General features: G+C 70.7%; 23 protein-coding genes. 3 read left to right on the top strand and 20 right to left on the bottom strand.

From position 1 onward, the window contains the following. Positions 1-12 precede the first annotated feature (12 nt). From MRBLMI12_RS16430 to MRBLMI12_RS16380, 11 genes are all read right to left on the bottom strand, one after another. Complete coding sequence (locus MRBLMI12_RS16430) at positions 13-561, bottom strand: GNAT family N-acetyltransferase (RefSeq protein ID WP_363357388.1); 549 nt, start codon at positions 559-561, stop codon at positions 13-15. 32 nt (positions 562-593) lie between these two features. Beyond that, entirely contained in the window at positions 594-1,670 is a 1,077-nt protein-coding gene (aroB, locus tag MRBLMI12_RS16425; protein WP_363357387.1) for a 3-dehydroquinate synthase, read from the bottom strand. Then, positions 1,667-2,245, bottom strand: coding sequence for a shikimate kinase (locus MRBLMI12_RS16420; RefSeq protein ID WP_363357386.1), 579 nt, complete (start codon positions 2,243-2,245; stop codon positions 1,667-1,669). The genes aroB and MRBLMI12_RS16420 overlap by 4 nt, the downstream gene beginning before the upstream one ends. Continuing rightward, positions 2,229-3,458, bottom strand: a complete 1,230-nt coding sequence (gene aroC / locus MRBLMI12_RS16415; protein ID WP_363357385.1) for a chorismate synthase — start codon at positions 3,456-3,458, stop codon at positions 2,229-2,231. Before aroC ends, MRBLMI12_RS16420 begins: the two co-directional genes overlap by 17 nt. 30 nt (positions 3,459-3,488) lie before the next feature. Then, positions 3,489-4,364, bottom strand: a complete 876-nt coding sequence (locus tag MRBLMI12_RS16410; protein WP_363357384.1) for a shikimate dehydrogenase — start codon at positions 4,362-4,364, stop codon at positions 3,489-3,491. Beyond that, positions 4,334-6,073, bottom strand: a complete 1,740-nt coding sequence (mltG, locus tag MRBLMI12_RS16405) for an endolytic transglycosylase MltG (protein ID WP_363357383.1) — start codon at positions 6,071-6,073, stop codon at positions 4,334-4,336. Before mltG ends, MRBLMI12_RS16410 begins: the two co-directional genes overlap by 31 nt. Further along, positions 6,073-6,540, bottom strand: coding sequence for a Holliday junction resolvase RuvX (gene ruvX, locus MRBLMI12_RS16400; protein ID WP_363357382.1), 468 nt, complete (start codon positions 6,538-6,540; stop codon positions 6,073-6,075). The genes mltG and ruvX overlap by 1 nt, the downstream gene beginning before the upstream one ends. 13 nt (positions 6,541-6,553) lie before the next feature. Beyond that, positions 6,554-9,211, bottom strand: a complete 2,658-nt coding sequence (gene alaS, locus MRBLMI12_RS16395) for an alanine--tRNA ligase (protein ID WP_363357381.1) — start codon at positions 9,209-9,211, stop codon at positions 6,554-6,556. A gap of 97 nt (positions 9,212-9,308) precedes the next feature. After that, positions 9,309-9,605 carry an ATPase gene (locus tag MRBLMI12_RS16390; RefSeq protein WP_349427538.1) on the bottom strand — a complete coding sequence of 99 codons (297 nt, stop codon included), beginning with the start codon at positions 9,603-9,605 and terminating at the stop codon, positions 9,309-9,311. A 169-nt stretch (positions 9,606-9,774) separates the two neighbouring features. Next, positions 9,775-10,404: a 30S ribosomal protein S4 gene (rpsD, locus tag MRBLMI12_RS16385; RefSeq protein WP_141894533.1), complete on the bottom strand. Its 630-nt coding sequence runs from the start codon at positions 10,402-10,404 to the stop codon at positions 9,775-9,777. 253 nt (positions 10,405-10,657) lie between these two features. Next, on the bottom strand, positions 10,658-12,052 hold the full coding sequence (locus MRBLMI12_RS16380; RefSeq protein WP_363357380.1) for a replication-associated recombination protein A: 1,395 nt from the start codon (positions 12,050-12,052) through the stop codon (positions 10,658-10,660). Positions 12,053-12,248: 196 nt separating this feature from the next. On the opposite strand from MRBLMI12_RS16380, the gene MRBLMI12_RS16375 reads away from it, so the two are divergent. The 3 genes from MRBLMI12_RS16375 (at position 12,249) to MRBLMI12_RS16365 (ending at position 15,049) form a co-directional block, all read left to right on the top strand. Beyond that, a complete protein-coding gene (locus tag MRBLMI12_RS16375; protein WP_349427536.1) occupies positions 12,249-12,557 on the top strand; it encodes a dioxygenase in 309 nt (102 codons plus the stop codon). Between the two features lie 109 nt (positions 12,558-12,666). Then, positions 12,667-14,382, top strand: coding sequence for a DUF349 domain-containing protein (locus tag MRBLMI12_RS16370; RefSeq protein ID WP_414686223.1), 1,716 nt, complete (start codon positions 12,667-12,669; stop codon positions 14,380-14,382). Positions 14,383-14,479: 97 nt separating this feature from the next. Further along, positions 14,480-15,049 (top strand): hypothetical protein, encoded by a 570-nt coding sequence (locus MRBLMI12_RS16365; protein WP_363357379.1) that lies wholly within the window; start codon positions 14,480-14,482, stop codon positions 15,047-15,049. Here the strand turns inward: MRBLMI12_RS16365 and MRBLMI12_RS16360 are convergent. The 9 genes from MRBLMI12_RS16360 to MRBLMI12_RS16320 form a co-directional block, all read right to left on the bottom strand. Continuing rightward, a complete protein-coding gene (locus MRBLMI12_RS16360; protein WP_363357378.1) occupies positions 15,019-17,268 on the bottom strand; it encodes a RelA/SpoT family protein in 2,250 nt (749 codons plus the stop codon). The genes MRBLMI12_RS16365 and MRBLMI12_RS16360 overlap by 31 nt on opposite strands. Positions 17,269-17,322: 54 nt before the next feature. Then, positions 17,323-18,315, bottom strand: a complete 993-nt coding sequence (secF, locus tag MRBLMI12_RS16355) for a protein translocase subunit SecF (RefSeq protein ID WP_349427533.1) — start codon at positions 18,313-18,315, stop codon at positions 17,323-17,325. Next, on the bottom strand, positions 18,315-20,039 hold the full coding sequence (secD, locus tag MRBLMI12_RS16350) for a protein translocase subunit SecD (protein WP_363357377.1): 1,725 nt from the start codon (positions 20,037-20,039) through the stop codon (positions 18,315-18,317). The genes secF and secD overlap by 1 nt, the downstream gene beginning before the upstream one ends. Positions 20,040-20,082: 43 nt before the next feature. Next, positions 20,083-20,544 (bottom strand): preprotein translocase subunit YajC, encoded by a 462-nt coding sequence (locus tag MRBLMI12_RS16345; RefSeq protein WP_349427531.1) that lies wholly within the window; start codon positions 20,542-20,544, stop codon positions 20,083-20,085. 84 nt (positions 20,545-20,628) lie between these two features. Further along, on the bottom strand, positions 20,629-21,654 hold the full coding sequence (ruvB, locus tag MRBLMI12_RS16340) for a Holliday junction branch migration DNA helicase RuvB (RefSeq protein WP_363357376.1): 1,026 nt from the start codon (positions 21,652-21,654) through the stop codon (positions 20,629-20,631). Continuing rightward, positions 21,647-22,273 carry a Holliday junction branch migration protein RuvA gene (ruvA, locus tag MRBLMI12_RS16335; protein ID WP_363357375.1) on the bottom strand — a complete coding sequence of 209 codons (627 nt, stop codon included), beginning with the start codon at positions 22,271-22,273 and terminating at the stop codon, positions 21,647-21,649. The genes ruvB and ruvA overlap by 8 nt, the downstream gene beginning before the upstream one ends. Before the next feature lie 78 nt (positions 22,274-22,351). Next, positions 22,352-22,930 carry a crossover junction endodeoxyribonuclease RuvC gene (ruvC, locus tag MRBLMI12_RS16330; RefSeq protein WP_349427528.1) on the bottom strand — a complete coding sequence of 193 codons (579 nt, stop codon included), beginning with the start codon at positions 22,928-22,930 and terminating at the stop codon, positions 22,352-22,354. Between the two features lie 127 nt (positions 22,931-23,057). Continuing rightward, on the bottom strand, positions 23,058-23,819 hold the full coding sequence (locus MRBLMI12_RS16325; RefSeq protein ID WP_308867250.1) for a YebC/PmpR family DNA-binding transcriptional regulator: 762 nt from the start codon (positions 23,817-23,819) through the stop codon (positions 23,058-23,060). 158 nt (positions 23,820-23,977) lie between these two features. Further along, complete coding sequence (locus MRBLMI12_RS16320; RefSeq protein WP_349427527.1) at positions 23,978-24,499, bottom strand: hypothetical protein; 522 nt, start codon at positions 24,497-24,499, stop codon at positions 23,978-23,980. Positions 24,500-24,517 lie beyond the last annotated feature (18 nt).

Here is a 24,517-nt window from a genome sequence, read left to right as displayed (position 1 = left end):
GGATGCCTCGTGTCAGGGCAGCGGTCGCGCCATGACGATCTCCGGGCCGATCGAACTCGTGTACGTCTCACCGGTGGGGGCGAAGCCGGATCGACGGTACGCGGCCTGGGCGCGGGGGTTGTCGCGGTGCACGTCGAGGCTGATCCTGCTCAGCCCGAGACGCGCCGCCCATCCGGCCGCCGCAGCGAGCAGGGCATCGACCGCACCGGAGCCACGGTGGTCGGGGTTCACATACACGCCCACGACGTCGGCTCTGCGGTCGTCGACGAACCGCCCGAGGTGATCCTTCTGCCCGGTGGCGCGGATCAGCACCGACAGGCTGCCGACCCAGACGCCGTCGACCACCGCGACGAACTGCGCCGCGGTCTCGCTGGTCGCCGCGGTCTGCGTCCGCTCGCGCCAGAAGTCGTCACTGCGCGCGGCGACCTGCTCGGGAGTCTCGAGGAACGCGATCGCCGCGTCGGGGTCGCTGGTGGACTCGAGCCGCAGCGCGCGTACCGCAGGCCATTCGTCGGAGCGGATGCGGCGCACCGCGAGGCGAGGGTCGGGCGATGCCGTCATCCGAGCACCCTATCGGGGCGATCGGCGCGTCGTCAGCCCGCGACCTCCTGGTACGCGGCGAAGAGCAGGGATTCGTCGGGCGCCTGGAGCACGGTGGGCTTGGCGATGTCGTCGAGCACGATGAAGCGCAGCATGCCGCCGCGGCTCTTCTTGTCGCGCTGCATGGTTGCCAGCAGCGTCGGCCAGCGCCCTGCACCGTACGTCGTCGGCAGGCCGAGAGACTCCAGGATGTCGCGGTGGCGCTGCGCGGCGGCATCCGGGAGCCGGCCCGCCAGCCGTGACAGCTCGGCGGCGAAGACCATGCCGACCGAGATCGCGGCGCCGTGGCGCCAGCGGTAGCGCTCGGCGTGCTCTATGGCGTGGCCGAGGGTGTGGCCGTAGTTGAGGATCTCGCGGAGGCCGGCTTCACGCAGGTCCTCCCCCACGACGCGCGCCTTCATCTCGATGGCGAGCTCGATGGTGCGACGGAAGGCGGCGCTCTGCGGGTCGACGGCGGTCTCGGGGTCGGCCTCGACGAGGTCGAGGATCTCGGGAGCCCAGATGAAGCCGGCCTTGACGACCTCGGCGTAGCCCGCGACGCGCTCGTTGCGCGACAGCGAGTCGAGCAGGTCGAGGTCGCAGATGACGGCGCGCGGCGCCCAGAAGGCGCCCACGAGGTTCTTGCCCTCGGCGGTGTTGACGCCCGTCTTGCCGCCGACGGCCGCGTCCACCATGCCGAGCACGGTGGTCGGCACCTGCACCACCTCGACGCCGCGCAGCCAGGTGGCCGCGACGAAGCCGGCGAGATCGGTGACCGCTCCCCCGCCGAAGCCCACGACGACGTCGGTGCGGGTGAAGTCGGCCTTGCCCATGACCTGCCAGCAGAACGCGGCGACCTCGATGCGCTTTCCGGCCTCGGCGTCGGGGATCTCGGCCAGCAGCACCTCATGGTCGCCCACCAGTTGCGCGCGCAGGCCCTCCGCCTGGGCGGCGAGGGTCGGCGGGTGGATCACGAGCACCTTGCGGGCGGCCGCGGGCAGCGCTTCGCCGAGGGAGGCCAGGATGCCGTGGCCGACGGTGATGTCGTAGCTCGCGTCCCCGCTCACGGTGATGGTCGTCGCATCGGTCACGCGGTCTGCTCCTTCTCGCGGGGGCTGATGTCGCCCGGCCGTGCGGAGTCGGTGGGCTCGGCGGTCTGGCCGCGCACCCAGGCGACCAGGGCGTCCACGACGTCCTGCAGCGGGCCGGTCGACGTGTCGAACGTCACGTCGGCGAGCTCTTCGTAGACAGGGCGGCGCTCTTCGAAGATCGCCGTCCAGCGCTCGATCGCGTCGTCGCCACCCTGCAGCAGCGGCCGGTTCGAGTCGCGTACGCGGCCCGCCACCACGCGCGGCGACACGGTGAGGAGGACGACGCGGTGACCGGCGAGCTCGGCGCGCGTGTCGGGATCCATGACGGCCCCGCCGCCCAGCGAGACGATGCCGCCGGTGGCGAGGCCCTCGCTGACCGCGGCGCGCTCGGCCGCGCGGAAGCGCGCCTCGCCGTGCTCGACGAAGAGCTGCTCGATGGGTCCGTGGTCGCGGACGACCGCCGCGTCGGTGTCGAAGAAGGGCACACCGAGTGCGCGTGCGGCCTTCTTGCCGATGCTGGTCTTGCCGGCCCCCATCGGACCGATCACCACGACGGCGTCAGAGTGCGAGGTCATGCTCGGCGAGGCCGGCGTCGCTCTCGGCCGCGCTGCGCAGCGCGTCGGGGATGGCGGCGAGGTAGCCCTCGAGGTTGCGGCGCGTCTCGGCGACGCTGTCGCCGCCGAACTTCTCCAGCACGACGTCGGCCAGGACCACCGCGACCATCGCCTCGGCGACGACGCCCGCCGCCGGGACGGCGCACACGTCGGAGCGCTGGTGGTGCGCCGACGCGGCGTCGCCGGTCGCGACATCCACAGTGCGGAGGGCCCGCGGCACGGTCGCGATCGGCTTCATGCCGGCGCGCACGCGCAGCACGGTGCCGGTCGACATGCCGCCCTCCGTGCCGCCCGCCTTGTCGCTCGAGCGCGTGATGCCCTCGCCTGCCACGAACAGCTCGTCGTGGGCGGCGGAGCCGCGGCGGCGGGTCGTCTCGAAGCCGTCGCCGACCTCCACGCCCTTGATGGCCTGGATGCTCATGAGCGCCTGCGCGAGCTTGGCGTCGAGGCGGCGGTCCCAGTGGACGTGCGAGCCGAGCCCCGGCGGCAGGCCGTAGGCCAGCACCTCGACGATGCCGCCGAGCGTGTCGCCGTCCTTGCGCGCCTCGTCGACCTCGGCCACCATGGCCGCGCTCGTGGCGGCGTCGAAGCAGCGCAGCGGATCCGCGTCGAGCGTCTCGACGTCGTCCGGCGTGGGCAGGGCCGAGCCCGCGGGAACCTGCACCGGGCCGATCGAGAGCGTGTGGCTGACGAGACGGATGCCGAGCTCGGCCAGGAACGCGCGGGCGATGGCGCCGAGCGCGACGCGGGCGGCCGTCTCGCGGGCGCTCGCGCGCTCGAGGATCGGCCGGGCCTCGTCGAAGCCGTACTTCTGCATGCCGACGAGGTCGGCGTGGCCCGGTCGCGGGCGCGTGAGCGCGGCGCCGCGGCCGCGCGACTTCTCGGTGAGCTCGACCGGCTCGGGGCTCATGACCTCGACCCACTTCGGCCATTCGGTGTTGCCGATGCGCAGCGCGATGGGGCTGCCGAGGCTCGTGCCGTGCACGACACCCGACGAGATGGTCAGCTCGTCCTCTTCGAACTTCATGCGCGAGCCGCGGCCGTAGCCGAGCTTGCGGCGCGCGAGATCCGCCTGGATCGCGGCGCGAGAGATGGGGACGCCCGCAGGCAGGCCCTCCATGACGGCGACGAGTTCGGGGCCGTGCGATTCGCCGGCCGTGAGCACGCGGAGCATTGGTCCAGTCTCCCACGCCCGGGGCCGCCGTTACGCCGTCGTCGGCTCCTCGAGCACGCTGCGCATCGCCTCGAGCGACTCCGCCTCGTTCGCGAGCGGCGCGTCCGGGTCGCCGTTCCGGAAGATCCGGACCTGCAGCAGGGCCTGGTGCAGCAGCATCCCGAGCCCCGACCGCGCGACGCGGTCCGCTCGATACCACGCGGCCGACAGGGCGGTGGGCCAGTGCCCATAGACGACATCGAGCAGCAGGCCGCCGGAGCGTGCGAGCGCGTCGGCGGCGGCATCCGTCACCGGCGCGTCCCCCGGCAGCGTCGCGATGGTGAGTTCCACGGCGCGGTGATCGGATGCCGTGAATGCGACCGTCTGCACCGCGATGCCGAGCCGACGACCGAGCTCGGCCAGGGGCGCCACCGCTTCGGGCCGGCGCGCGACCACGTCGACCTCTTCGACCCCGAGCTCCGACAGGGCGACGAGGGCGGAGGTCGCCGTGGCACCGGCGCCGACGATGCGGGCATGCGCGACCGTCGTGATCCCGTCGTCGGCGAGGGCGCGCACGATGCCCCCGACATCGGTGTTGAAACCGCGCGGACCGGCGGGATCGAGCAGCAGCGTGTTGACGGCGCCGGTCAGCTCGGCCCGGCGGTCGCGGGTGGATGCCGCCGCGAAGGCCACGCCCTTCAGCGGCATCGTGAGCGAGAGACCGCGCCAGCTGTCGTCGAGCTCGGTCAACTCGCGTGCGAACGACGCTTCGTCGACGCGGCGCAGCCCATACGACCAGTCCAGACCGAGCACCGCGTACGCCGCGGCGTGCAGCTGCGGCGAGCGACTGTGCGCGATCGGATCGCCCCAGACCTCGAGACGCGTCGCCGCGGGGCTCAGCACCCCCGGTCCGGGTTTTCGCTGCACCACTGCTGCCACTGGTCCACGTACTCCAGGTGCTCGCTGTACGTGCTCGTGAAGATCGTCTCGCCCGTGTCGAGGTTGACCGTCACGAAGTACAGCCACGGCCCGTCCGCGGGATGCATGGCCGCGTCGATCGCCACGTCACCCGGGTTAGAGATCGGACCGATCGGCATCCCCGCGTGGTAGTACGTGTTCCACGGGTTCGGGTCGTTCAGCGCCTCTTCGGACGAGCTCACCGTGCCGTCGTGCATCTCGCCGTAGCCGTACTGCGCCGTCGAGTCCATCTGCAGCTTGCCGAAGGTCTCCTGGTTGCTGGGATCGAGGCGGTTCTGGATCACGCGCGAGACCTTCTGCATGTCGACCTCGTAGCGCGCCTCGCGTTGGATGATCGAGGCGACCGTGAGGATGCGCTGGCGGTCCTCGGCGGGAACGCCCGCCGCATCGAGCGACTGCACCGTTCGGTCGACGAGGGTCTGGATCGCGGACTGCGCCGTCACGCTGGGGTCGAACGTGTAGGTCGCGGGGAACAACCAGCCCTCGAGCGGCTGCCCCCCTGCCGCGACGATGGCCGGATCGACGGGAACACCGTACTGAGACGGGTCGGCGGCGGCAGCCTGCAGATCGGCGAGCGGGATGCCGGTGCCTTCGGAGATCCGCTCGAGCGTGCCGGCGAGCGTGAAGCCCTCGGGGATCTGCGCGGTGAACTCCTGCTTGTTCGCCGGCTCGAGGAGGGCCGCGAGTGCCGCCTCGCTCGTCATCTGCTTCTGGAGCTTGTACACGCCGGGCTGGAACATCGGGTTCTGCCCGGTCGTGATCAGGTAGTCGTAGAAGGCGTCGGGGGTCTTGGTCACTCCCGCGTCGTACAGCGACTGCGAGATCGGCGATCCGGTGTCGCCCGATGCGATCGTGACGAAAACCTCGCCGTTGGCGAGGCCGGCCTCGTAGTCCTTGGGCTCTTCCCAGCCCATGACCTCGCGGATCTGGTCCTCGTACGTCGTCCACACGTAGTACGCGCCGCCGGCGATGCCGCCGAGGATCACGAGCACGATGCCGAGGGCGATCCAGCCGCCGATGCGCCGGCGCTTCTTGTCGGGAGGTGGGGGCACGCGTCCGATGTCCTCCGTCGAGCCGGAACCGCTGAACAGGTCGTCGAGCGTCGCCGTCGTCCGCATCGGCGGCTCGCCGTCCGTGGCCGGGCGGGAGGCTGCTGCCGCGCGGCCGCCGGCGGGTGCCGCGGAGGCGGACGGAGCGGTGGCACCGCGGCTGTACGGCATGGCCGGCCCGGAGCCGGCGGCCGCGAAGAGCCAGGCATCGTCGTCGGTCGGGGACTCCTCGACCGGGATCGGCTGCGTCGGGCGGGGCGTGCGCAGCGGCACCGGCTGGAAGCCGCTGCCCGGTGCGGGCTCCTCGGTGGCGGCGGGCGCCGCCGGAGCTGCGGACGCGGGCGTGGCCGGCGCGGGCGCGGCGGGCGCGGACGCCGGCGCGGGCGGAGTGGAACCGCTCCCGACGACGGGAGTGGCGCCGGTGATGAGCGATTCCCAGGTGGCTGCGGGCTCCGCGGGTGCCGGAGTCGCCGAGGCGGGCGCTGGTGCGATCCCGGGCGTCATCTCCGGTGTCGTCGGCGTCGCACCCGTCGCGGCTCGCTTCGCCGCCTCACGGGCAGCGCGGCGCGACGGGGGAACTGCTTCGCCGTCGGGCGATGAGTCGGGCATCAGGCGGGCTCCTGGGGGACGGGGGTTCCGGGAGGTCGTCCGGTGCTCTTCTCGACGTCGAGCGCTTGCTGGAGCAGGACGACCGCGGCGACCTGGTCAACGATGCTACGCGAAGATCGCTGTGATCTGCCCGAACTGCGCAGTGCCGCGTGCGCCGAGACGGTCGAGAGACGTTCGTCGACGAGCCGCACCGGGAAAGCGGATGCCGCTGCCAGGGCGGCGGCGAAGTCGCGCGCGTCCTGGGTGGAAGCGGTGTCCTCGCCCCGCAGATTCATGGGCAGGCCCACCAGCAGCTCGACCACCGAGTACTCATCGGCCAGCGCCACGATCCGCGCCACCGAGGCGTCGTCGCGTGGGACCGTCTCGACCGGTGTCGCGAGCAGGCCGTCGGGATCGCTCGTGGCGACACCCACGCGGGCCTTGCCGACGTCGATGCCGAGCCGCCTGCCCCGCCTGAACCCGCTCACCGGCACTGCCCGTTCACGCGCCGAGTGCGTCCTTCACGGCGGTCAGTGCCGCGGCAAGGGCCACGGCATCCGTTCCACCGCCCTGCGCCACATCGTCGCGTCCGCCGCCGCCGCCGCCGAGGACGCCGGCAGCGCCCTTGGCGAGCACGCCGGCCTTGGCGCCGGCGGTGCGCGCGGCCTCGTTGGTGGCCACGATCACGACCGGCCGTTCGTTGACCACGGCGCCGAGCGCGACGACGGCGGCGTCGGAGCCCAGGCGCTCGCGCACCTGCAGCGCCAGCGAGCGGACGTCGTCGGCGGAGGCAGCCGTGCCGAGAGACTCGGCGACGACGAGCGTGTCGCCCACACGGGTCGCGGCCGCCGCGAGGGCGGGCAGCCGGTCGCCGAGCGCCTTGGACTCGAATGCCGCGATCTTCTTCTCCGCGGCCTTGAGGCTGGCCTGCAGCTCGGCGATGCGCGCCGGCAGCTGCTCGCGCGGCGCCTTCAGCGACGACGTGAGCTGCGACACGATGGCGCGCTCGGCCGCCAGCGAGCGGAACGCATCGAGGCCGACGAGCGCCTCGACCCGTCGGTTCGACGCTCCGACCGACGACTCGCCGAGCAGGCTGATCAGCCCGATCTCGGCACTCGCCGACACGTGCGTGCCCGCGCACAGCTCGCGCGACCAGGGGCCGCCGATGTCGACCATGCGCACCGTGTCGCCGTACTTCTCGCCGAACAGCGCCATCGCACCGAGAGACTTCGCCTCGTCGAGCGGCAGCACCCGCGTGGTCACCTCGAGGTTGTCGCGCACCGCGTTGTTGGCGATCTCCTCGATCTCGGTCTTGGTCGCGTCGGACAGCGCCTGACCCCACGAGAAGTCGAAGCGCATATAGCCGGCGCGGTTCAGCGAGCCGGCCTGCGTCGCGGTCTTGCCGAGGGTGTCGCGGAGCGCCGCGTGCACCAGGTGCGTCGCCGAGTGCGCCTGTCGGGCGGCGCGGCGGTTCGCGGCATCCACCACCGTCGTCGCGGGCTGACCTACGCCGACCTCGCCGGTCGACACCTCGACGGTGTGGCTGATGAGCCCGGGAACGGGCTTCTGCACGTCGAGCACCTCGAGCTCGTAGCCGGGGCCGACGATGACGCCCTTGTCGGCGACCTGGCCGCCGGACTCGGCGTACAGCGCGGTCTCGGCCAGGATCACCTCGGCGATCTGACCCACGCTCGCGCGGTCGACCGAGACCCCGTCGACGAGGATGCCGAGCACCTGCGACTCCGCCTCGAGATCGGTGTAGCCGGTGAAGACGGTCTCGCCCTGCGCGCGCAGATCGCGATACACGCTGGTGTCGGCGAGCTGGCGCTTGCGCGCCCGGGCGTCGGCCTTGGCGCGGGCGCGCTGCTCCTGCATGAGGCCGTCGAACGCGGCTCGGTCGACGCTGAGGCCGGCCTCCTCGGCGATCTCGAGCGTCAGGTCGATCGGGAAGCCATAGGTGTCGTGCAGCAGGAACGCCTCCGACCCGGTGAGCGTGGTGCCGCCGGTCGCCTTCGTCTCGGCGAGCGACTCGTCGAGGAGGGACTCCCCCGCCGCGAGCGTGCGGAGGAAGGTCGCCTCCTCCGCGAGGGCGTACTGCGAGATGCGCGGCCAGTCGGCATCGACGACCGGGTAGGCGTCCTTCATCGCGTCGCGGGACGCCTCGAACAGCACGCTGAACGTCGGCCCGTCGACGCCCAGCAGACGCATCGAGCGGATCACGCGGCGCATGAGGCGGCGCAGGATGTAGCCGCGGCCGTCGTTGGCGGGAGTGACGCCGTCCGACATCAGCATGAGCGACGAGCGGACGTGATCGGCGACGACGCGGAACCGCACGTCGTCCTCGTGGTCCGCGCCGTACGTGCGGCCCGACAGCTCGACCGCCTTGTCGAGAACCGGACGCACCTGGTCCGTCTCGTACATGTTGTCGACGCCCTGCTTGATGAACGCGATGCGCTCCAGGCCCATGCCGGTGTCGATGTTCTTGTTCGGCAGCTCGCCGACGATGTCGAAGTCGTACTTCGAGCGCACGTTGGTGATCTCGTACTGCATGAACACGAGGTTCCAGATCTCGACGTAGCGGTCGTCGTCGGTGGCGGGTCCGCCGTCGATGCCGTACTCCGGACCGCGGTCGAAGAAGATCTCCGAGCAGGGTCCTGCGGGGCCCGGCAGGCCGGTGCTCCAGTAGTTCGTGTCCTTGCCGAGGCGCTGGATGCGCTCCTCGGGCAGGTCGGTGAGCTTCAGCCAGAGGTCGTGCGCCTCATCGTCCTCTTCGTAGACGGTGACCCACAGGTCCTTCTGGTCGAAGCCGAGCCCGCCGTCGGCCTCGGGGCTCGTCAGCAGATCCCAGGCGTAGCGGATCGCGCCTTCCTTGAAGTAGTCGCCGAACGACCAGTTGCCCAGCATCTGGAAGAAGGTTCCGTGACGCGGGGTCTTGCCGACTTCCTCGATGTCATTGGTGCGGATGCACTTCTGGTTGTCCGCGGCACGCGCGTACGGCGCGGGGACGTCGCCTGAGAGGTACGGGATGAACGGCACCATGCCGGCCACCGTGAACAGCAGGGCCGGGTCATCGGTCACCAGCGATGCCGACGGGACGATGGTGTGGCCGTTCTTCTCGAAGTAATCGAGGAAGCGCTGTGCGATCTCGGCGGTCTTCATGCGGGTCCTTGCGTGTGCGTGCGGGCGTGCGTGTGCGGGCGTGTTCGGGCGTCTGACGACGGGCCCGGGGGCGTGCGGGCGGGAGAAGACCCCGAGGTCAGTCGGCGAGCTTGTCGGCGGCGTCTTCGACGGCGTCCGCGACGTTCTCGGCGACACCGGACGCTGCGGCCCGGGCAGAGTTCGCCGCATCGGCGGCGGCATCCCGCACGTCGCCGACCAGACCCGCGAACCGGGCTTCCTGCTCGCGGTACGCGTCGCCCATGCGATCGGTGAACTCCGTGATGCGGGCGTCGACGTCGGCGAGGATCTCGTGGCCGCGCGGGTCCTTGTTCATCATGTGTGCGAGCACGAACCCGCCGGCGATGCCGAACAGGAACCACAGGAGGTTCTTCATGTCACCACTTCCTCGCGGGGCCGCCGGGGCGCGGCATCCCACCATCGTATGCCGAAACGCTCATGGCACGCCCACTGTCCATGACGGTGAGGCGGGGACGACGAAGGGCGCCGGGAAGATCCCGGCGCCCTTCGTTCGTACGACTGCTGTCGCTGGATCTCTCGAAGCGTCAGCGAGCCGCGTAGTACTCGACGACGAGCTGGACGTCGCAGACCACGGGGACCTCGGCGCGCTTGGGGCGACGCACGAGACGGGCCTGCAGCTTGTCGAGCTCGACCTCGAGGTAGCCCGGAACGGGCGGCAGGACCTCGGCGTGACCGCCGAGCGCTGCGACCTGGAAGGGCTCGATGCCCTCGCTCTTGGCCTTGACGTGGATGAGCTGACCCGGCTTCACGCGGAACGACGGGCGGTCGACGAGCTGGCCGTCCACGAGGATGTGGCGGTGCACGACCATCTGACGCGCCTGCGCGGTGGTGCGGGCGAAGCCGGCACGCAGCACGAGGGCGTCCAGACGCATCTCGAGCTGCTCGACGAGGTTCTCACCGGTCAGACCCTGGGTGCGACGGGCCTCGTTGAACTGGATGCGCAGCTGCTTCTCGCGGATGCCGTACTGCTCGCGCAGACGCTGCTTCTCGCGGAGGCGGACGGCGTAGTCGCTGTCCTGCTTGCGCTTGGTGCGGCCGTGCTCACCCGGCGCGTAGGGGCGCTTCTCGAGGTACTTGGCTGCCTTGGGGGTCAGCGCGACGCCGAGGGCGCGGGAGAGACGGACCTTGCGGCGGTCCTGGGACTTCGTTGCCACGAAGTGTTCCTTTCGATGACGCGGCCGTGTCTTTCACGGCCCGCGGACGTATCGCCCTGTCTTCGCCCTGTCCGGACTGCACGCCGGGGCATGCCGGAAGGTAGGTCAGGAAGAGAGGGGATGCCCGAAAACTGCGTTTCGAGCCCCTCAACCTTACCAGACCCGGCGCCTTGCTCTTATGAGTGCCCCGCGGCGACGGCAGCGGCCGCGCGGGGAGCCGCTGCCGGGCGATCCGCCCCGATGCGGAACGCGATCATCGCTCGCCGTCGAGGATGCGGCGGATCTTCTCCAGACGCGCCTGGAGATCGCGTTCGGCACCGAGCGCCTTCGGCTCGTAGTACCGGCGTCCGCGCAGCTCGTCGGGCAGGTACTGCTGCGCGGCGATGCCGATCTCGGCGTCGTGCGGATACACGTACCCCTTGCCGTGCCCGAGTCGCTTCGCACCGGCGTAATGCGCGTCGCGCAGGTGCACCGGCACGCGTCCGAAGCCGCCGGCGCGCACGTCGGCGATCGCCGCGTTGATGGCCAGGTACGCGGCGTTGGACTTGGCGGTCGTCGCCAGATAGGCGGTCGCCTCCGCGAGCGGGATGCGGCCCTCGGGCATGCCGATGAGCTGCACGGCATCGGCTGCCGCCACCGCGATCGGCAGAGCCTGGGGGTCGGCCAGGCCGATGTCTTCCGCGGCCGAGATGATGAGGCGCCGGGCGATGAAGCGCGGGTCCTCCCCCGCCTCGATCATCCGCGCCAGGTAGTGCATCGCGGCATCCACATCAGAGCCGCGGATGGACTTGATGAAGGCGCTGATCACGTCGTAGTGCTCGTCGCCCTGCCGGTCGTAGCGCAGCAGCGCACGGTCGACGGCCTGTGCCACGTGTTCCGGGCTGATCACGGGGACAGCCGCTGCTGCGTCCTCGCCGTCGCCACCCGCCTCGCCACCCGCCTCGTCGTCCTCGTCGTCGTCCTCGTCTTGGGGCGGGACGGCGAGCGAAGCCGCGGCCTCGAGCGCCGTCAGCGCCCGGCGGGCATCGCCCGAGGCGAGGCGCACGAGCGCGTCGCGGGCCTCGTCGCCGAGCGCGACGGCGCCCGACAGGCCCCGGGGATCGGCGACCGCCCGGTCGACGAGCATGCGGAGGTCGTCGTCGGTCAAGGGCTTGAGCGTGAGCAGGAGCGAGCGCGACAGCAGCGGCGAGATGATCGAGAACGACGGATTCTCGGTGGTCGCTGCGATGAGCACGACCCAGCCGTTCTCGACGCCCGGGAGCAGGGCGTCCTGCTGCGCCTTGGTGAACCGATGGATCTCGTCGAGGAACAGGATCGTGGACTGCCCGTAGAGATCGCGCTGGGTGAGCGCCTCCTGCATGACCTCGCGCACGTCGCGCACGCCGGCGGTGACCGCGGACAGCTCGACGAAGCGCCGGCCCGATGAGCGTGCGATGGCCTGCGCGAGCGTGGTCTTGCCGGTTCCCGGCGGCCCCCAGAGGATCACCGACGTCGCGGCGCGGGCCGCGGCCTCGGGATTGGCGAGCGTCACGAGGGGTGAGCCGGGCCGCAGCAGGTGCGACTGCCCTGCCACCTCGTCGAGCGAGGTCGGACGCATGCGCACGGCCAGGGGCGTCAGCCCCTGGAAGAGCGCGGTGGGACTGGTCACGTCACCAGGCTATCCCGCGCCCGCGACACCGGATCGGCGGCGGTTTGGCCGCCGTCGTGCCGCCCCGTAGGATCAAGCCGCCCGGGCGCCGTCCCGAGGGCACACGCCGCACGGCCGGCACGCCGAGAACTTCCTCGGTGGCACCGGGCGAGCGGGCAGGGCGAAGCGCCCGAGACAAGGTGAACGAGGAGGTCACGTGGCGACCGGTGGCAAGAACCGTGATGCGCGGGCTGCGCGGGAGCGCGCGCGTCTGTATGAGGCGCGACGCCAGTTCCACGAGGGGCAGGCGCGCCGCCGCACCCGCGACAATCTGATCGCCGGCATCCTCGGCGGGGTCATCGTCCTCGGCCTCATCGGCGCGCAGACGGCGTACTTCGTCGCCGGTCCGGGTGCCCCGGCTCCGTCACCCTCGTCTACTCCGACTCCCACGGCGACGACGCCGGAGCCGACCCCCTCGCCGACCGCGACGCCGGAGCCGAGCGCGACGCCGGCGCCGACCCCCTGACATCTCCCCTGTCGAGCCGCAACGGCATCGGAGGCGAGGCCTTCCCCGTACTAGGCTGTGAGCCGTCCTACTCCCTACAGACGGCGCGAGCCGCGATGAGGTGCATCCCGTGACTGCCGCAGCAGACTCCCAGCCCGAGACCGACGCCACCGAGCTCCCCGAAGGCGCCGGCAACGAGAACCCGACCCCCGTGGACGACGCCGAGACGGCGGAGAACGCGGATGCCGCAGCTCCCGCCGACGCGGATGTCGCGGCGGCACCGACAGACGTCGAGGATCCAGCCTCCGCCGGCGAGCCCGCCGCGGCCGAGGAACCCGCTGACGCGGTGGAACCGGCTGAGGTGGAAGAGCCCGCCGCGGCCGAGGAATCGGCTGACGCGGTGGAACCCACTGAGGTGGCGGAGCCTGCCGCAGCTGAGGAATCGGCCCCGAACGAGATGCCCGCAGCCGGCGACGACGCAGCCGAGGGCGAGCCCGAGGTCGTCGATATCGAGGTCGTCGAGGTGGACGTCGTCGAGGTCGTGGACGAGTCCGGTGCGACCGAGGTCGAGGTCGTCGAGGTCATCGTCGAGACGATCCCGTCCGCCGCTGCCGCGTCTGCGGGTGAGCCGTGGGGCCGTGTCGACGACGATGGCACCGTCTCGGTCCGCGAGGCCGACGGGTGGCGGGTCGTGGGACAGTACCCCGACGGCTCGGCCGAAGAGGCGCTCGCCTACTTCCAGCGCAAGTACAACGACCTGGCGAGCGAGGTGACGCTGCTCGAAGTGCGCCACCGTCGCGGCGGGGCATCCGCCTCCGACCTGCGCTCGACCGCCCGCACCATCAACGGCAAGCTGCAGGATGCCGCGGCCGTCGGCGATCTCGCGAGCCTGGTCGCCCGCGTCGCCGCACTCACGAAGACCCTCGCCGCCGAGTCCGAGACCGAGGCCGTCGCCGCCCGCGAGGCCGTCGACGACGCGGTGAAGGCGCGCACCGAACTCGTCGAGAAGGCCGAGGCCCTGGCCGCCCGCGACCCGCGCACCGTGCAGTGGAAGCAGGCGACCACCGACCTCAACGCGCTCTTCGACCAGTGGCAGGCGCAGCAGCAGAACGGTCCCCGACTGCCCAAGTCGACCGCCCAGCAGCTGTGGAAGCGATTCCGCGACGCCCGGGCCACGGTGGACAAGCACCGCCGCGCGTTCTACGCCGAGCTGGACGAGGCGCACAAGGGCGTTCGCGACCGCAAGACCCGCCTGGTCGAGAGGGCCGAGGCCCTCGCCCCGAAGGGCGAGGACGGCATCCCCGCCTACCGTGAGCTGCTCGACGAGTGGAAGACGGCCGGTCGTGCCGGCAAGAAGGTGGACGACGCCCTGTGGGCGCGGTTCAAGGCTGCCGGCGATGCGCTGTACGGCGCACGGATCGAGCGGGAGACCGCTGATCTCGAGGCCTCCCGCGAGAAGATCGAGCAGAAGCGGGCGCTTCTCGAGGAGGCGAAGCCCGTCGCCGACGAACGCGACATCGCGAAGGCGCGTGCGACCCTGACGGCCGTGCAGCGCCGCTGGGACGAGGTCGGCCGGATCTTCCCGCGCGACACCGAGCGCTCGCTCGACGACGAGCTGCGTCGCATCGAGAACGCCCTGCGCTCGCGCGAGGAGGCCGACTGGAAGCGCAACGACCCGGAGCAGAAGGCCCGCGCGAACGACATGACCCGCCAGCTGACGGATGCGATCCGCAAGCTGGAGGACGAGCTCGAGGCGGCCAAGAAGTCGGGCGACAAGCGGGCGATCGCGAACGCGTCCGACGCGCTGGAGGCGCGGCGTACGTGGCTCAAGGCGCTCGGCGGCTGAGCCGTCGTTCGAGGCGTGACGTCCTCGGCGTCCGGGTTGTCCACAGGCGGCCAGCGGCGGCATCCGTCGTCCTGCGACGGTGCGGCAGACTTCGGACGTGGGATCGCCCTTCCTGTACTTCGCGGATGACCGGCTCTCGAACGCCGAGCTGACCGCCGCCTGTCTCGACGGGCACCTGGTGTCGCTGGGCGACGCCTACATGCCCGCCGATGCGGTCGAGACGCCGGCGCTGCGCGCCGGCTCGCTGGTGCGCACACTCGGTGACACCCTTGCGGCCACGCATCTGACCGCGGCATGGATCCACGGCGGACTGCCCGCGCCGCCTGCGCGTCATACCGTGCAGCGTGCCGTGTCGCGCCGCCTCCACGTCGTGCCCGATCGGCAGCTCGTCTACCGCGACCTCGCCGTCACCGCGGAGGACCTGCACCTGATCGGGGGCGTGCACGTGACCACCCCCGAACGCACGCTCGCGGACCTCGCCCGCGTGGGCGACGCCGAGCACACGCGAGCGGCGCGCCTGCTGGCGGGCTCGGATCCGGATGCCTCGACCCGCGCGATCGCGCGGCTCGAGGAGGGCACGCTCCCCCACAAGCACGCGGCCCTCGCCTGCCTGCGGGAGATGTTGACCGCCGCGCTTCAAGAGGACGTGACGCGGTACACGTCGTAGACGGCGTCGATGCGCCGCACGGCGTTGAGCACCCGGTCGAGGTGGACGATGTCGCCCATCTCGAACACGAAGCGGCTGAGAGCCAGGCGGTCGTTCGACGTCGAGACCGTCGCCGAGAGGATGTTCACGTGGTGCTCGCTGAGCACGCGGGTGACGTCGCTCAACAGGCCCGAGCGGTCGAGCGCCTCGACCTGGATCTGCACGAGGAACACGCTCTTCGTCGTGGGAGCCCACTCGACGTCGATCATGCGCTCCGGGTCGTCCATCAGGGACTTGACGTTGGTGCAGTCCGTCCGGTGCACCGAGACGCCGCTGCCGCGGGTCACGAAGCCGACGACCTCATCGCCCGGCACCGGGGTGCAGCACTTCGCGAGCTTGACCAGGATGTCGGGGGCGCCGCGGACGAGGACTCCCGAGTCGCCGCCGCGCGGTGCGCGGGTCCGTCCGACGACCGGCAGGTCGATCGGACCGGTCGTCGTGTCGTTGGCGGCGACCAGCGCGGTGACCTTCTCGATCACCGACTGGGTCGAGACGTGACCTTCGCCGACGGCGGCGTACAGCGCCGAGACGTCCTCATAGCGCAGCAGGTGGGCGACCTCGGTGAACGAGTCCTGGCTCATGAGCCGCTGCAAGGGGAGGTTCTGCCGGCGCATCGCGCGTGCGATCGACTCCTTGCCCTGCTCGATCGCCTCCTCGCGGCGCTCCTTCGTGAACCAGCCGCGGATCTTGTTGCGCGCGCGGGTGCTCCGGACGAACCCGAGCCAGTCCTGACTCGGTCCGGCATCGGGGTTCTTCGAGGTGAACACCTCGACGACGTCGCCGCTCTTCAGCTCGGATTCCAGCGGCACCAGGCGGCCGTTCACCTTCGCGCCCATCGTGCGGTGACCCACCTCGGTGTGCACCGCGTAGGCGAAGTCCACGGGGGTCGCACCCGCAGGAAGCCCGATCACGCGGCCCTTGGGCGTGAAGACGTAGACCTCCTTGGCGCCGATCTCGAAGCGCAGCGAGTCGAGGAACTCCCCCGGGTCGGCCGTCTCGGCCTGCCAGTCGGAGATGTGGGCGAGCCAGGCCATGTCGGTGTCGAGGGACTTGGAGTCCGGCTTGGCGCCGTTCATCTGCTCTTTGTACTTCCAGTGGGCGGCGACGCCGTACTCCGCCTGCTGGTGCATCTCGTGCGTGCGGATCTGGATCTCGACGGTGCGGCCGCCGGGGCCGATGACCGTGGTGTGCAGCGACTGGTAGAGGTTGAACTTCGGTGTCGCGATGTAGTCCTTGAAGCGCCCTGGAAGCGGCGTCCAGCGTGCGTGGATCGCGCCAAGCACGGCGTAGCAGTCGCGAACGCTGCCGACGAGCACGCGGATGCCGATGAGGTCGTAGATGTCGTCGAACTCGCGGCCGCGCACCACCATCTTCTGATACACGGAGTACAGCTGCTTCGGCCGGCCCATCACTCGACCGCGGATCCGCAGTTCCCGAAGGTCGCTGTCGACGGAGGCGATGACGTTCTGCACGTACTGCTCGCGCTGCGGGGTGCGCTGCTTGACCAGGCTCTCGATCTCGGCGTAGAGCTTCGGGTGCAGCACCGCGAACGAGAGATCCTCGAGCTCGGACTTGATCGCCTGGATGCCGAGCCGGTGCGCGAGGGGCGCGTAGATCTCGAGGGTCTCGGTGGCCTTCTTGCGCGCCTTCTCGGGCGGGACGAATCCCCATGTGCGCGCGTTGTGCAGGCGGTCGGCCAGTTTGATGAGGAGCACGCGGATGTCGCGCGACATCGCGACGATCATCTTGCGGACCGTCTCGGCCTGCGCGCTCTCGCCGTACTTGACCTTGTCGAGCTTGGTCACGCCGTCGACGAGCATGGCGACCTCGTCGCCGAACTCGCTCGTGAGCGTCTCGAGCGAGTAGTCGGTGTCTTCGACGGTGTCGTGGAGGAGCGCGGCGGCGATGGCCCGGGGGCCGAGCCCGAGATCCGCGAGGATCTGCGCCACGGCGAGAGGGTGGGTGATGTACGGCTCGCCGCTCTGGCGAGCCTGCCCGGAGTGCGCCTTCTCGGCGACAGAGTAGGCGCGCTCGACGATCGACAGATCGCCCTTCGGGTGGTGCGTGCGCACCGTTCGCAGGAGCTGCTCGACGTCATCCCGGCGCGCGGAGCGCGAGAAGATCCGCGGCACCAGGCGCCGCAGCGACGAGGACTGGGCGGGGGGAACGGTCTCGGTCATGCGATTCCCTCCCCTCCGCCGGACCTCCCAATCCTACGCCCGAGCGGCGAGGCCTCAGGCCGGGGTGCCCGCCAGCTCGCGCGCCGCCACGACGCGCGTGTCGCGCGTCCTGATCGGCTGCTCGTTCTCGCGCAGCAGCGAGTACAGCGGCGCCGCGACGAAGATCGTCGAGTACGCGGCCACGATCGTTCCCACGAAGATCGAGAGCGACAGGTCGGTGAGCGTCTGCGCGCCGGCCCAGATGAGACCGATGAACAGGATCGCGCCGGTCGGCAGGATCGCGACGATGGTCGTGTTGATCGAGCGCACGAGGGTCTGGTTCACCGCGAGGTTGACGGACTCGCCGAACGTGCGCCCGGAGACCTCGCCGTCTTCGTCGGTGTTCTCCCTGATCTTGTCGAACACGACGGTCGTGTCGTACAGGGCGTACGACAGGATCGTCAGGAAGCCGATGACGGCCGCCGGCGAGATCTCGAAGCCGAACAGGGCGTAGACGCCGATGGTGATGACGAGCACGTCCACCAGGCCGATGATGGCCGAGACCGACATCTTCCAGGTGCGGAAGTACAGCGCCAGGATGATGAACGTCAGGGCGAGGAAGATCGCGAGACCCCAGAGCGACGTTCGCGTCACATCGGCGCCCCAGCTGGGACCGATGAACGCGTAGCTGACTTCGGCCTCGGGCACGTCGTACGCCTCGGCGAGGGCCGTCGAGATCTCGCGGCTCTCGGCATCCGTCACCTGGTCGGTCTGGACGCGCACGGCGTCCTCGCCGATCGTGACGACCTTCGTCGTCGCTTCGGGCACGACCGACAGGACGGCGTCGGTGGCGAGCGACTGATCGACCGGCGATGCCACGCCGCTGACGGTGAACTGGGATCCGCCGGTGAACTCGATCGAGAACTGGATGGGACGGAACAGCGGCACCAGGGCCGAGCCGATCACGAGGATCGCGGCGATGAGGAACCACAGGCGTCGCCGGCCGACGAAGGGGAACGACGTCTTGCCCGTGTAGAGGTCGTTGCCGAGCTGGCTCATGGAGCGCATCAGTCGTCTCCCTCCTTGACGGTCTTGCCGGGTTTCGCGCTGTCGGCGGCGGCCAGTTCCGCCTGCTTCCGCTCGGCGATGGTCTGACGGCGGGCGGCTTCGCCACGGGCCTTGACGTTTCGACGCCCTGCCGCTCCGGTGGCGACCACCGGCTCGCGGAATTGCGCGCGGCCGCGGTAGACCGCGCCCAGAGCCGTCGGATCGAGCCCGGACAGCGGATGCCCCGACCCGAAGAACCGTGTGCGTGCCAGCAGCTGCAGCACCGGGTGGGTGAACAGGATGAAGATGAGGACGTCGATCGCGGTGGTGAGGCCGAGGGTGAAGGCGAAGCCCTTGACCGTCGAATCCGCGAGGATGTACAGCACGACGGCGGCGAGGATGTTGATCGACTTCGAGATGTAGATCGTCCGCTTCGCGCGGCCCCAGCCGTCCTCCACCGCTGCGGTGATGGACTTGCCGTCGCGCAGCTCGTCGCGGATGCGTTCGAAGTACACGATGAACGAGTCCGCCGTGAACCCGATCGTCACGATCAGGCCCGCGACGCCGGCGAGCGACAGGCGGAAGCCCATGCGCCAGGCGAGGATGCACAGCGTGACGTAGGTCAGCACCGCCATCACCGCCAGTGACGCGATGATGATGAAGCCGAGAGCGCGGTACACGATGAGCGAGTAGATCGCGACGAGCACGAGGCCGATCAGACCCGCGATGAGACCGATCTGCAGCTGCTGGGATCCGAGCGTCGCCGAGATCGAGTTCGAGCTCTCGACGGTGAAGCTCAGCGGCAGTGCGCCGTACTTCAGCTGGTCGGCGAGCACCTTCGCCGACTCCTGGGTGAAGCTGCCCGTGATGCTCGGTTTGCCGTCGAGGATCACGCCGTTCATCGACGGCGCCGAGAGGACGTAGCCGTCGAGCACGAACGCGAACTGGTTGAGCGGCGCCTGCGCGCCGTACAGCCGCTGGCTGATCTCGCCGAACGTCGTCGTGCCCTCACCGTCGAACGAGAGGTTGACGGCCCACTGGTTGTTGGTCTGCTGCAGGCCGAACGTCGCATCGTCGATCGACGAGCCGTCGAGCTCGACCGGGCCGAGGATGTACTTCACCGAGCCGTCGGCGTCGCAGGTGATGAGCGGCTCGTCGGCGGGCGCGTTCGCAGGATCGTTGTCCGGGTCCGCGCAGTCGTACGCGAGGAACTCGGCCTGCAGTGCGGGGGTGATCCACGCCGTGTCGCTGCCGTCGGTGGGCGCTGTCGTCGGCGTCGCCTGCAGCGTCGGGTCGGGGGTCGGGTACGGCGTGGCGTTGCCGTCTTCGCCCACGAACTCCGTCGCCGGGTCGCCGGCATACAGCACCGCGCGCAGCTGAAGCTGCGCGGAGGCCTCGATGCGGTTACGGGTCTCCTCATCGGCCTGACCCGGGATCTGCACGACGATCTGGTTTCCGGCCTGGGTGGTCACCTCGGCCTCGCCGACGCCGGACGCGTCGACGCGCTGGCGGATGATCGTGACCGCCTGCTCCATCTGCTCAGCGGAGGGGTCGGCGCCGTCCTCGGTCTGCGCTTCGAGGACGATCTGGGTGCCGCCCTGCAGGTCGAGGGCGAGGGCCGGCGTCCAGGAGCTCTGACCGAACACGTACACGCCGAGCGCGTTGATGCCGAACAGGATCGCGGTGATCGCGAGGAGTCCGGTCAGCGCGCGCCATGCATGCCGGACGGGGGTGGATGTCGCCACGTCTTTGCTTTCTTGAGAGCCCGAACGGGCGAACGGACGTGCTTCAGCCCTGCGGCTTGGTGCCGGGCTCGGCGTCGGGATCGATCTTGTCCTTGCCGCCGGCGGCGCTCTGGTCGTCGCTGATCGAGGTGATGTCGCCGTTCGCGACGCCCTCGGCGTACTCAGCGTGGCTCTCTTCGGCGGCGAGGTACTCATCCTCGGTCACGACGCCGACCTCGGGGGTCACGACGCGCAGGATGGCCTGGCTGTGGACCTTGATCTGCACGCCGGGCGCGAGCTCGACGATCGCGGGCTGGTCGAGGTTGTCGGCGTCGTACGAGACGATCGTGCCGTAGAGGCCGCCCTGCAGCAGCACCTCGGAGCCGGGCACCGTCTGGCGGGCCTTCTCCTCCTGCTCCGCCTTCTGCTTCTGCATGCGGCGGCGTGAGCTCCAGAACATGAAGACGAGGAGCACGACCAGCAGGATGATGAGGCCGTAATTGCTCAGGAACGTAGCGAAGTCCATGGGAGCTGGAAGCACCTTTCGGATGAGGCAGTCGCCGCGGGCGGCGTTGCCTTGCAGGCGGGGGTGGGCGGAAGCCTCCAGCGATTATAGGTCATCGAGTCCCAGCACCGAGTCGGCCGCCGGCACCCCCATGTGGGCGTAGGCCTCGGGCATGGCGATGCGTCCGCGCGGCGTGCGGCCCATGAAGCCGATGCGCACGAGGTACGGCTCGACGACGGACTCGATCGTGTCTGGTTCCTCCCCCACCGCGACGGACAGCGTGCCGAGACCCACCGGGCCGCCGCGGAAGCGGCGCACGAGAGCGTCGAGCACGGCGCGGTCCAGCCGGTCGAGGCCGATCCTGTCGACGTCGTAGAGGTCGAGTGCGGCGTCGACGGCGGCGATGTCGGCACCGGTCCGGCCGTGGACGACCAGGTAGTCGCGGACACGACGCAGCAGGCGGTTCGCGATGCGGGGCGTGCCGCGCGAGCGTCGTGCGATCTCGGCGCGAGCAGCCGGCGGCAGCGTGACGCCGAGCATCGCCGCCGAGCGCTCGATGACCCGCTCGAGCTCTTCGGGTTCGTAGTACTCGAGATGGGCGGTGAAGCCGAAGCGGTCGCGCAGCGGGTTCGGCAGCAGTCCCGACCTCGTCGTCGCGCCGACGAGGGTGAACGGCGCGAGGTCGAGCGGGATGCTCGTCGCCCCGGCCCCCTTGCCGACCATGATGTCGATGCGGAAGTCCTCCATCGCGAGGTACAGCATCTCCTCGGCCGCGCGCGCCATGCGGTGCACCTCGTCGATGAACAGCACTTCGCCCGGTGTGAGGCTCGACAGCAGCGCCGCGAGGTCGCCCGCGTGCTGGATCGCGGGCCCGCTCGAGAGGCGCAGCGGGCGCCCGCTCTCGTAGGCGACGATCATCGCGAGGGTCGTCTTGCCGAGTCCGGGGGGGCCCGACAGGAGGATGTGGTCGGCTGGCCGCTGCTGGATGCGCGCCGCATCGAGCAGCAGCTGCATCTGGCCGCGGACCTTCTGCTGTCCGACGAACTCTGCGAGCGACGAGGGGCGCAGCGCGCCCTCGATGGCGAGCTCCGTCTCGTCGACCGGCTCGTCGGCTTCGCGCACGTCAACCACTCACGGGCTCCTTCCGCGCAGGCCCGAGCGTCGCGAGGGTCCGCCGCAGCAGGGTGGGAACCGATGACCGATCGGCGTCGGATGCCTCGGCGGCGACCGTGTCGACGGCCTCGATCGCGACACGCTCCGACCAGCCGAGCCCGATCAGCGCCTCCACGACTTGTGACGGGATCGCGGCGGAGGGGGCGGCATCTGTGCCGCCCGGGGCGGCGGGCCGCGTCACGGCGATCTTGCCGGCCAGCTGCACCACGATGAGCTTGGCGGTCTTCGGGCCGATCCCCGAGACGCGGCGGAACGGTGCGTCGTCGTCGGCCGAGACGGCGTCGGCGATCTGCGGCACCGTCAGGGTCGCGAGCACACCGAGCGCGGACTTCGGGCCGACGCCGGTGACGCCCAGGAGCAGACCGAACACGGTCAGCTCTTCGCGAGACTCGAAGCCGAACAGCGACAGGGCGTCCTCGCGGACGATGAGCGAGGTATGGAGGGTGATGTCATCGCCGAGGTGGGTGCCGCGCGCGACCTGCGGCGTCACTGCGACGTGGAGGCCGACTCCCCCGACTTCGACGACGACCGCATCCGCATCGACGTGCACTGCGGTGCCGCGGACTGAGGAGATCATGGATCGAGCCTACGGTGCGGTTCGGACGTTTGTTCGAGCGACACGCAGCCGTCGTTCCCGATCGGCGCTCGAGCCAGGTCAGCGGCGGGCGACGCGTTCCGCGTCGGCCCAGGCGCGCTGCGCCGGCGTCAGGGGTCCGGACGCCGCCGTCGTGCTGGGTGCCCCGCGCCACGCGTGGCAGAGCGCGAGAGCGAGAGCGTCCGCGGCATCGGCGGGCTTGGGAAGCTCGTCCAGCCGCAGCACACGGGCGACCATGGTCTGCACCTGCCGCTTGTCGGCGTTGCCGTAGCCGGTGATGGCGGCCTTCACCTCCGACGGCGTGTGCGTCGCGGCGGCGATGCCGCGCTCCCCCGCGACGAGGAGGGCGATGCCGCTCGCCTGCGCGGTGCCCATCACCGTGGCGCGGTTGTGCTGCGCGAACACGCGCTCCACCGCGACCACGTCGGGCGCGTGCGCGTCGAGCACGGCACGCAGCCCGGCGGCGATCAGCGCCAGACGCTCCTCGATCGGGGCGCCCGGATCGGACCGGACGACCCCTACGTGCACGAGGGTCGCGGAGCGATCGGGTGCGACATCCACGACGCCCACACCGCAGCGCGTCAGGCCCGGGTCGATCCCGAGCACGCGCAGACGACCGCGAGAGGTTCCGGATGCCACTCCCCCACGCTAGGCGAGGATGCCGGATGCCGCGGCCAGGCGCGCCTGGCCGCGACCGGTCCGGGCGCCCTCAGGCTCCGGTCCGGTCGCGGCGGCGGCGCCGGGGCAGGCGTGCGGACCGTCGTGCTCAGTCCTCGTCGTTCTCGAGCTCGGCCTGCACCTCTGCGGTGAGGTCGAAGTTGCTGTAGACGTTCTGCACGTCGTCGCTGTCTTCGAGGGCGTCGATGAGGCGGAAGACCTTGCGCGCGGTGTCGGCGTCGACCTCGACCTTGAGATTCGGGACGAACTCGACGTCCGCCGACTCGTAGTCGATCCCGGCGTCCTGCAGCGCCGAGCGGACGGTCACGAGGTCGGACGCCTCGGTGATGACCTCGTAGCCCTGCGCGTGCGGCTCGACCTCTTCGGCGCCGGCCTCGAGGACGGCCAGCATGACGTCGTCCTCGGTGGTCGTCTCACCGCCGACGACGATGACGCCCTTGCGGGTGAAGTTGTACGCCACGCTGCCGGGATCGGCCAGTGTGCCGCCGTTGCGGGTGAGTGCGGTGCGCACCTCCGCCGCGGCGCGGTTCTTGTTGTCGGTCAGACACTCGATCATCAGGGCGACGCCGTTGGGGCCGTACCCCTCGTACATGATCGACGAGTACTCGACCGACTCGCCGCCGATGCCCGCGCCGCGCTTGATCGCGCGGTCGATGTTGTCCTTCGGGACCGAGGTCTTCTTGGCCTTGAGCACCGCGTCGAACAGTGTCGGATTGCCCTGAAGGTCGGGGCCGCCGAGCTTGGCCGCCACCTCGATGTTCTTGATGAGCTTGGCCCACGACTTCGCACGGCGAGAGTCGATGACCGCCTTCTTGTGCTTGGTCGTTGCCCACTTGGAATGCCCGGACATGGTCCTCCTGAATTCACGCTCGTCGGCGGGTCGCGTCGGCCGGCGCCATCCGGCGCGGCCACCGCCGACGGACAATTCTATTCCCCGCGGCGCAGCGGGTTCGCGATCAATGCTGCGCGGCACCTGCTCGTCGCGGCGTTCGCCTCCCGCCGGCAGCGCTACAGTGCGAACTCGAAGCCGAATCGCGACGAGAGCAGCGCGACGAGGTCGCGCGGCACCTTGGTGAGGTACGCCGGTGCGGGCGCCAGCGTCTCGGCCGAGCCGATGAACGGGAAGTAGACCGGTCCCTCCGTGAGCTGCTCCACCCGATCGCGCACGGCGACGATCTCACCGCCGACGCGTCGGAGGCTCGGGAGGGTGATCGGAGCGGCAAGCCGCAGGGTGTCGCTGATCGGCATCCGCCAATGAGGCAGGTCGTCGCCGCGACGCGCTCGCGTCTCCTCGCCGAGAGGACCGAGCACTCTCCCCCACGCGGCGATCCCGGGCACCGGAAGGGTCCGGTCCCAGACGAACAGCGTGTCGCCCGGCTCGGTGTACCCGACGAGCTCGTGCGACCACTCGAATCGCCGTTCGTCCGCCGCCTTCGGTGCGGACAGCGCATCGCCGACGACGCCGCGCGACGGGGCGATCATCCAGTAGCGCTCCTCGGGATGCTCGCGCCACCAGTCGTTGATCGTCATGAGTCAGAATCTACCCCG

The organism is Microbacterium sp. LMI12-1-1.1 (genome assembly GCF_040676455.1).
Classification (GTDB): Bacteria; Actinomycetota; Actinomycetes; order Actinomycetales; family Microbacteriaceae; genus Microbacterium.
The sequence above is the reverse complement of the archived record's forward strand: the minus strand, read 5'-3'. Positions and strand labels throughout refer to the sequence as shown.

Coding starts and splice junctions, on each gene's coding strand:
- MRBLMI12_RS16430 (WP_363357388.1), bottom strand. CDS start 561: ATGACGGCATCGCCCGACCCTCGCCTCGCGGTGCGCCGCATCCGCTCC.
- MRBLMI12_RS16420 (WP_363357386.1), bottom strand. CDS start 2,245: ATGACCTCGCACTCTGACGCCGTCGTGGTGATCGGTCCGATGGGGGCC.
- aroC (WP_363357385.1), bottom strand. CDS start 3,458: ATGCTCCGCGTGCTCACGGCCGGCGAATCGCACGGCCCCGAACTCGTC.
- mltG (WP_363357383.1), bottom strand. CDS start 6,073: ATGCCCGACTCATCGCCCGACGGCGAAGCAGTTCCCCCGTCGCGCCGC.
- alaS (WP_363357381.1), bottom strand. CDS start 9,211: ATGAAGACCGCCGAGATCGCACAGCGCTTCCTCGATTACTTCGAGAAG.
- MRBLMI12_RS16390 (WP_349427538.1), bottom strand. CDS start 9,605: ATGAAGAACCTCCTGTGGTTCCTGTTCGGCATCGCCGGCGGGTTCGTG.
- MRBLMI12_RS16360 (WP_363357378.1), bottom strand. CDS start 17,268: ATGACCGAGACCGTTCCCCCCGCCCAGTCCTCGTCGCTGCGGCGCCTG.
- secF (WP_349427533.1), bottom strand. CDS start 18,315: ATGCGCTCCATGAGCCAGCTCGGCAACGACCTCTACACGGGCAAGACG.
- MRBLMI12_RS16345 (WP_349427531.1), bottom strand. CDS start 20,544: ATGGACTTCGCTACGTTCCTGAGCAATTACGGCCTCATCATCCTGCTG.
- ruvA (WP_363357375.1), bottom strand. CDS start 22,273: ATGATCTCCTCAGTCCGCGGCACCGCAGTGCACGTCGATGCGGATGCG.
- MRBLMI12_RS16325 (WP_308867250.1), bottom strand. CDS start 23,819: ATGTCCGGGCATTCCAAGTGGGCAACGACCAAGCACAAGAAGGCGGTC.
- MRBLMI12_RS16320 (WP_349427527.1), bottom strand. CDS start 24,499: ATGACGATCAACGACTGGTGGCGCGAGCATCCCGAGGAGCGCTACTGG.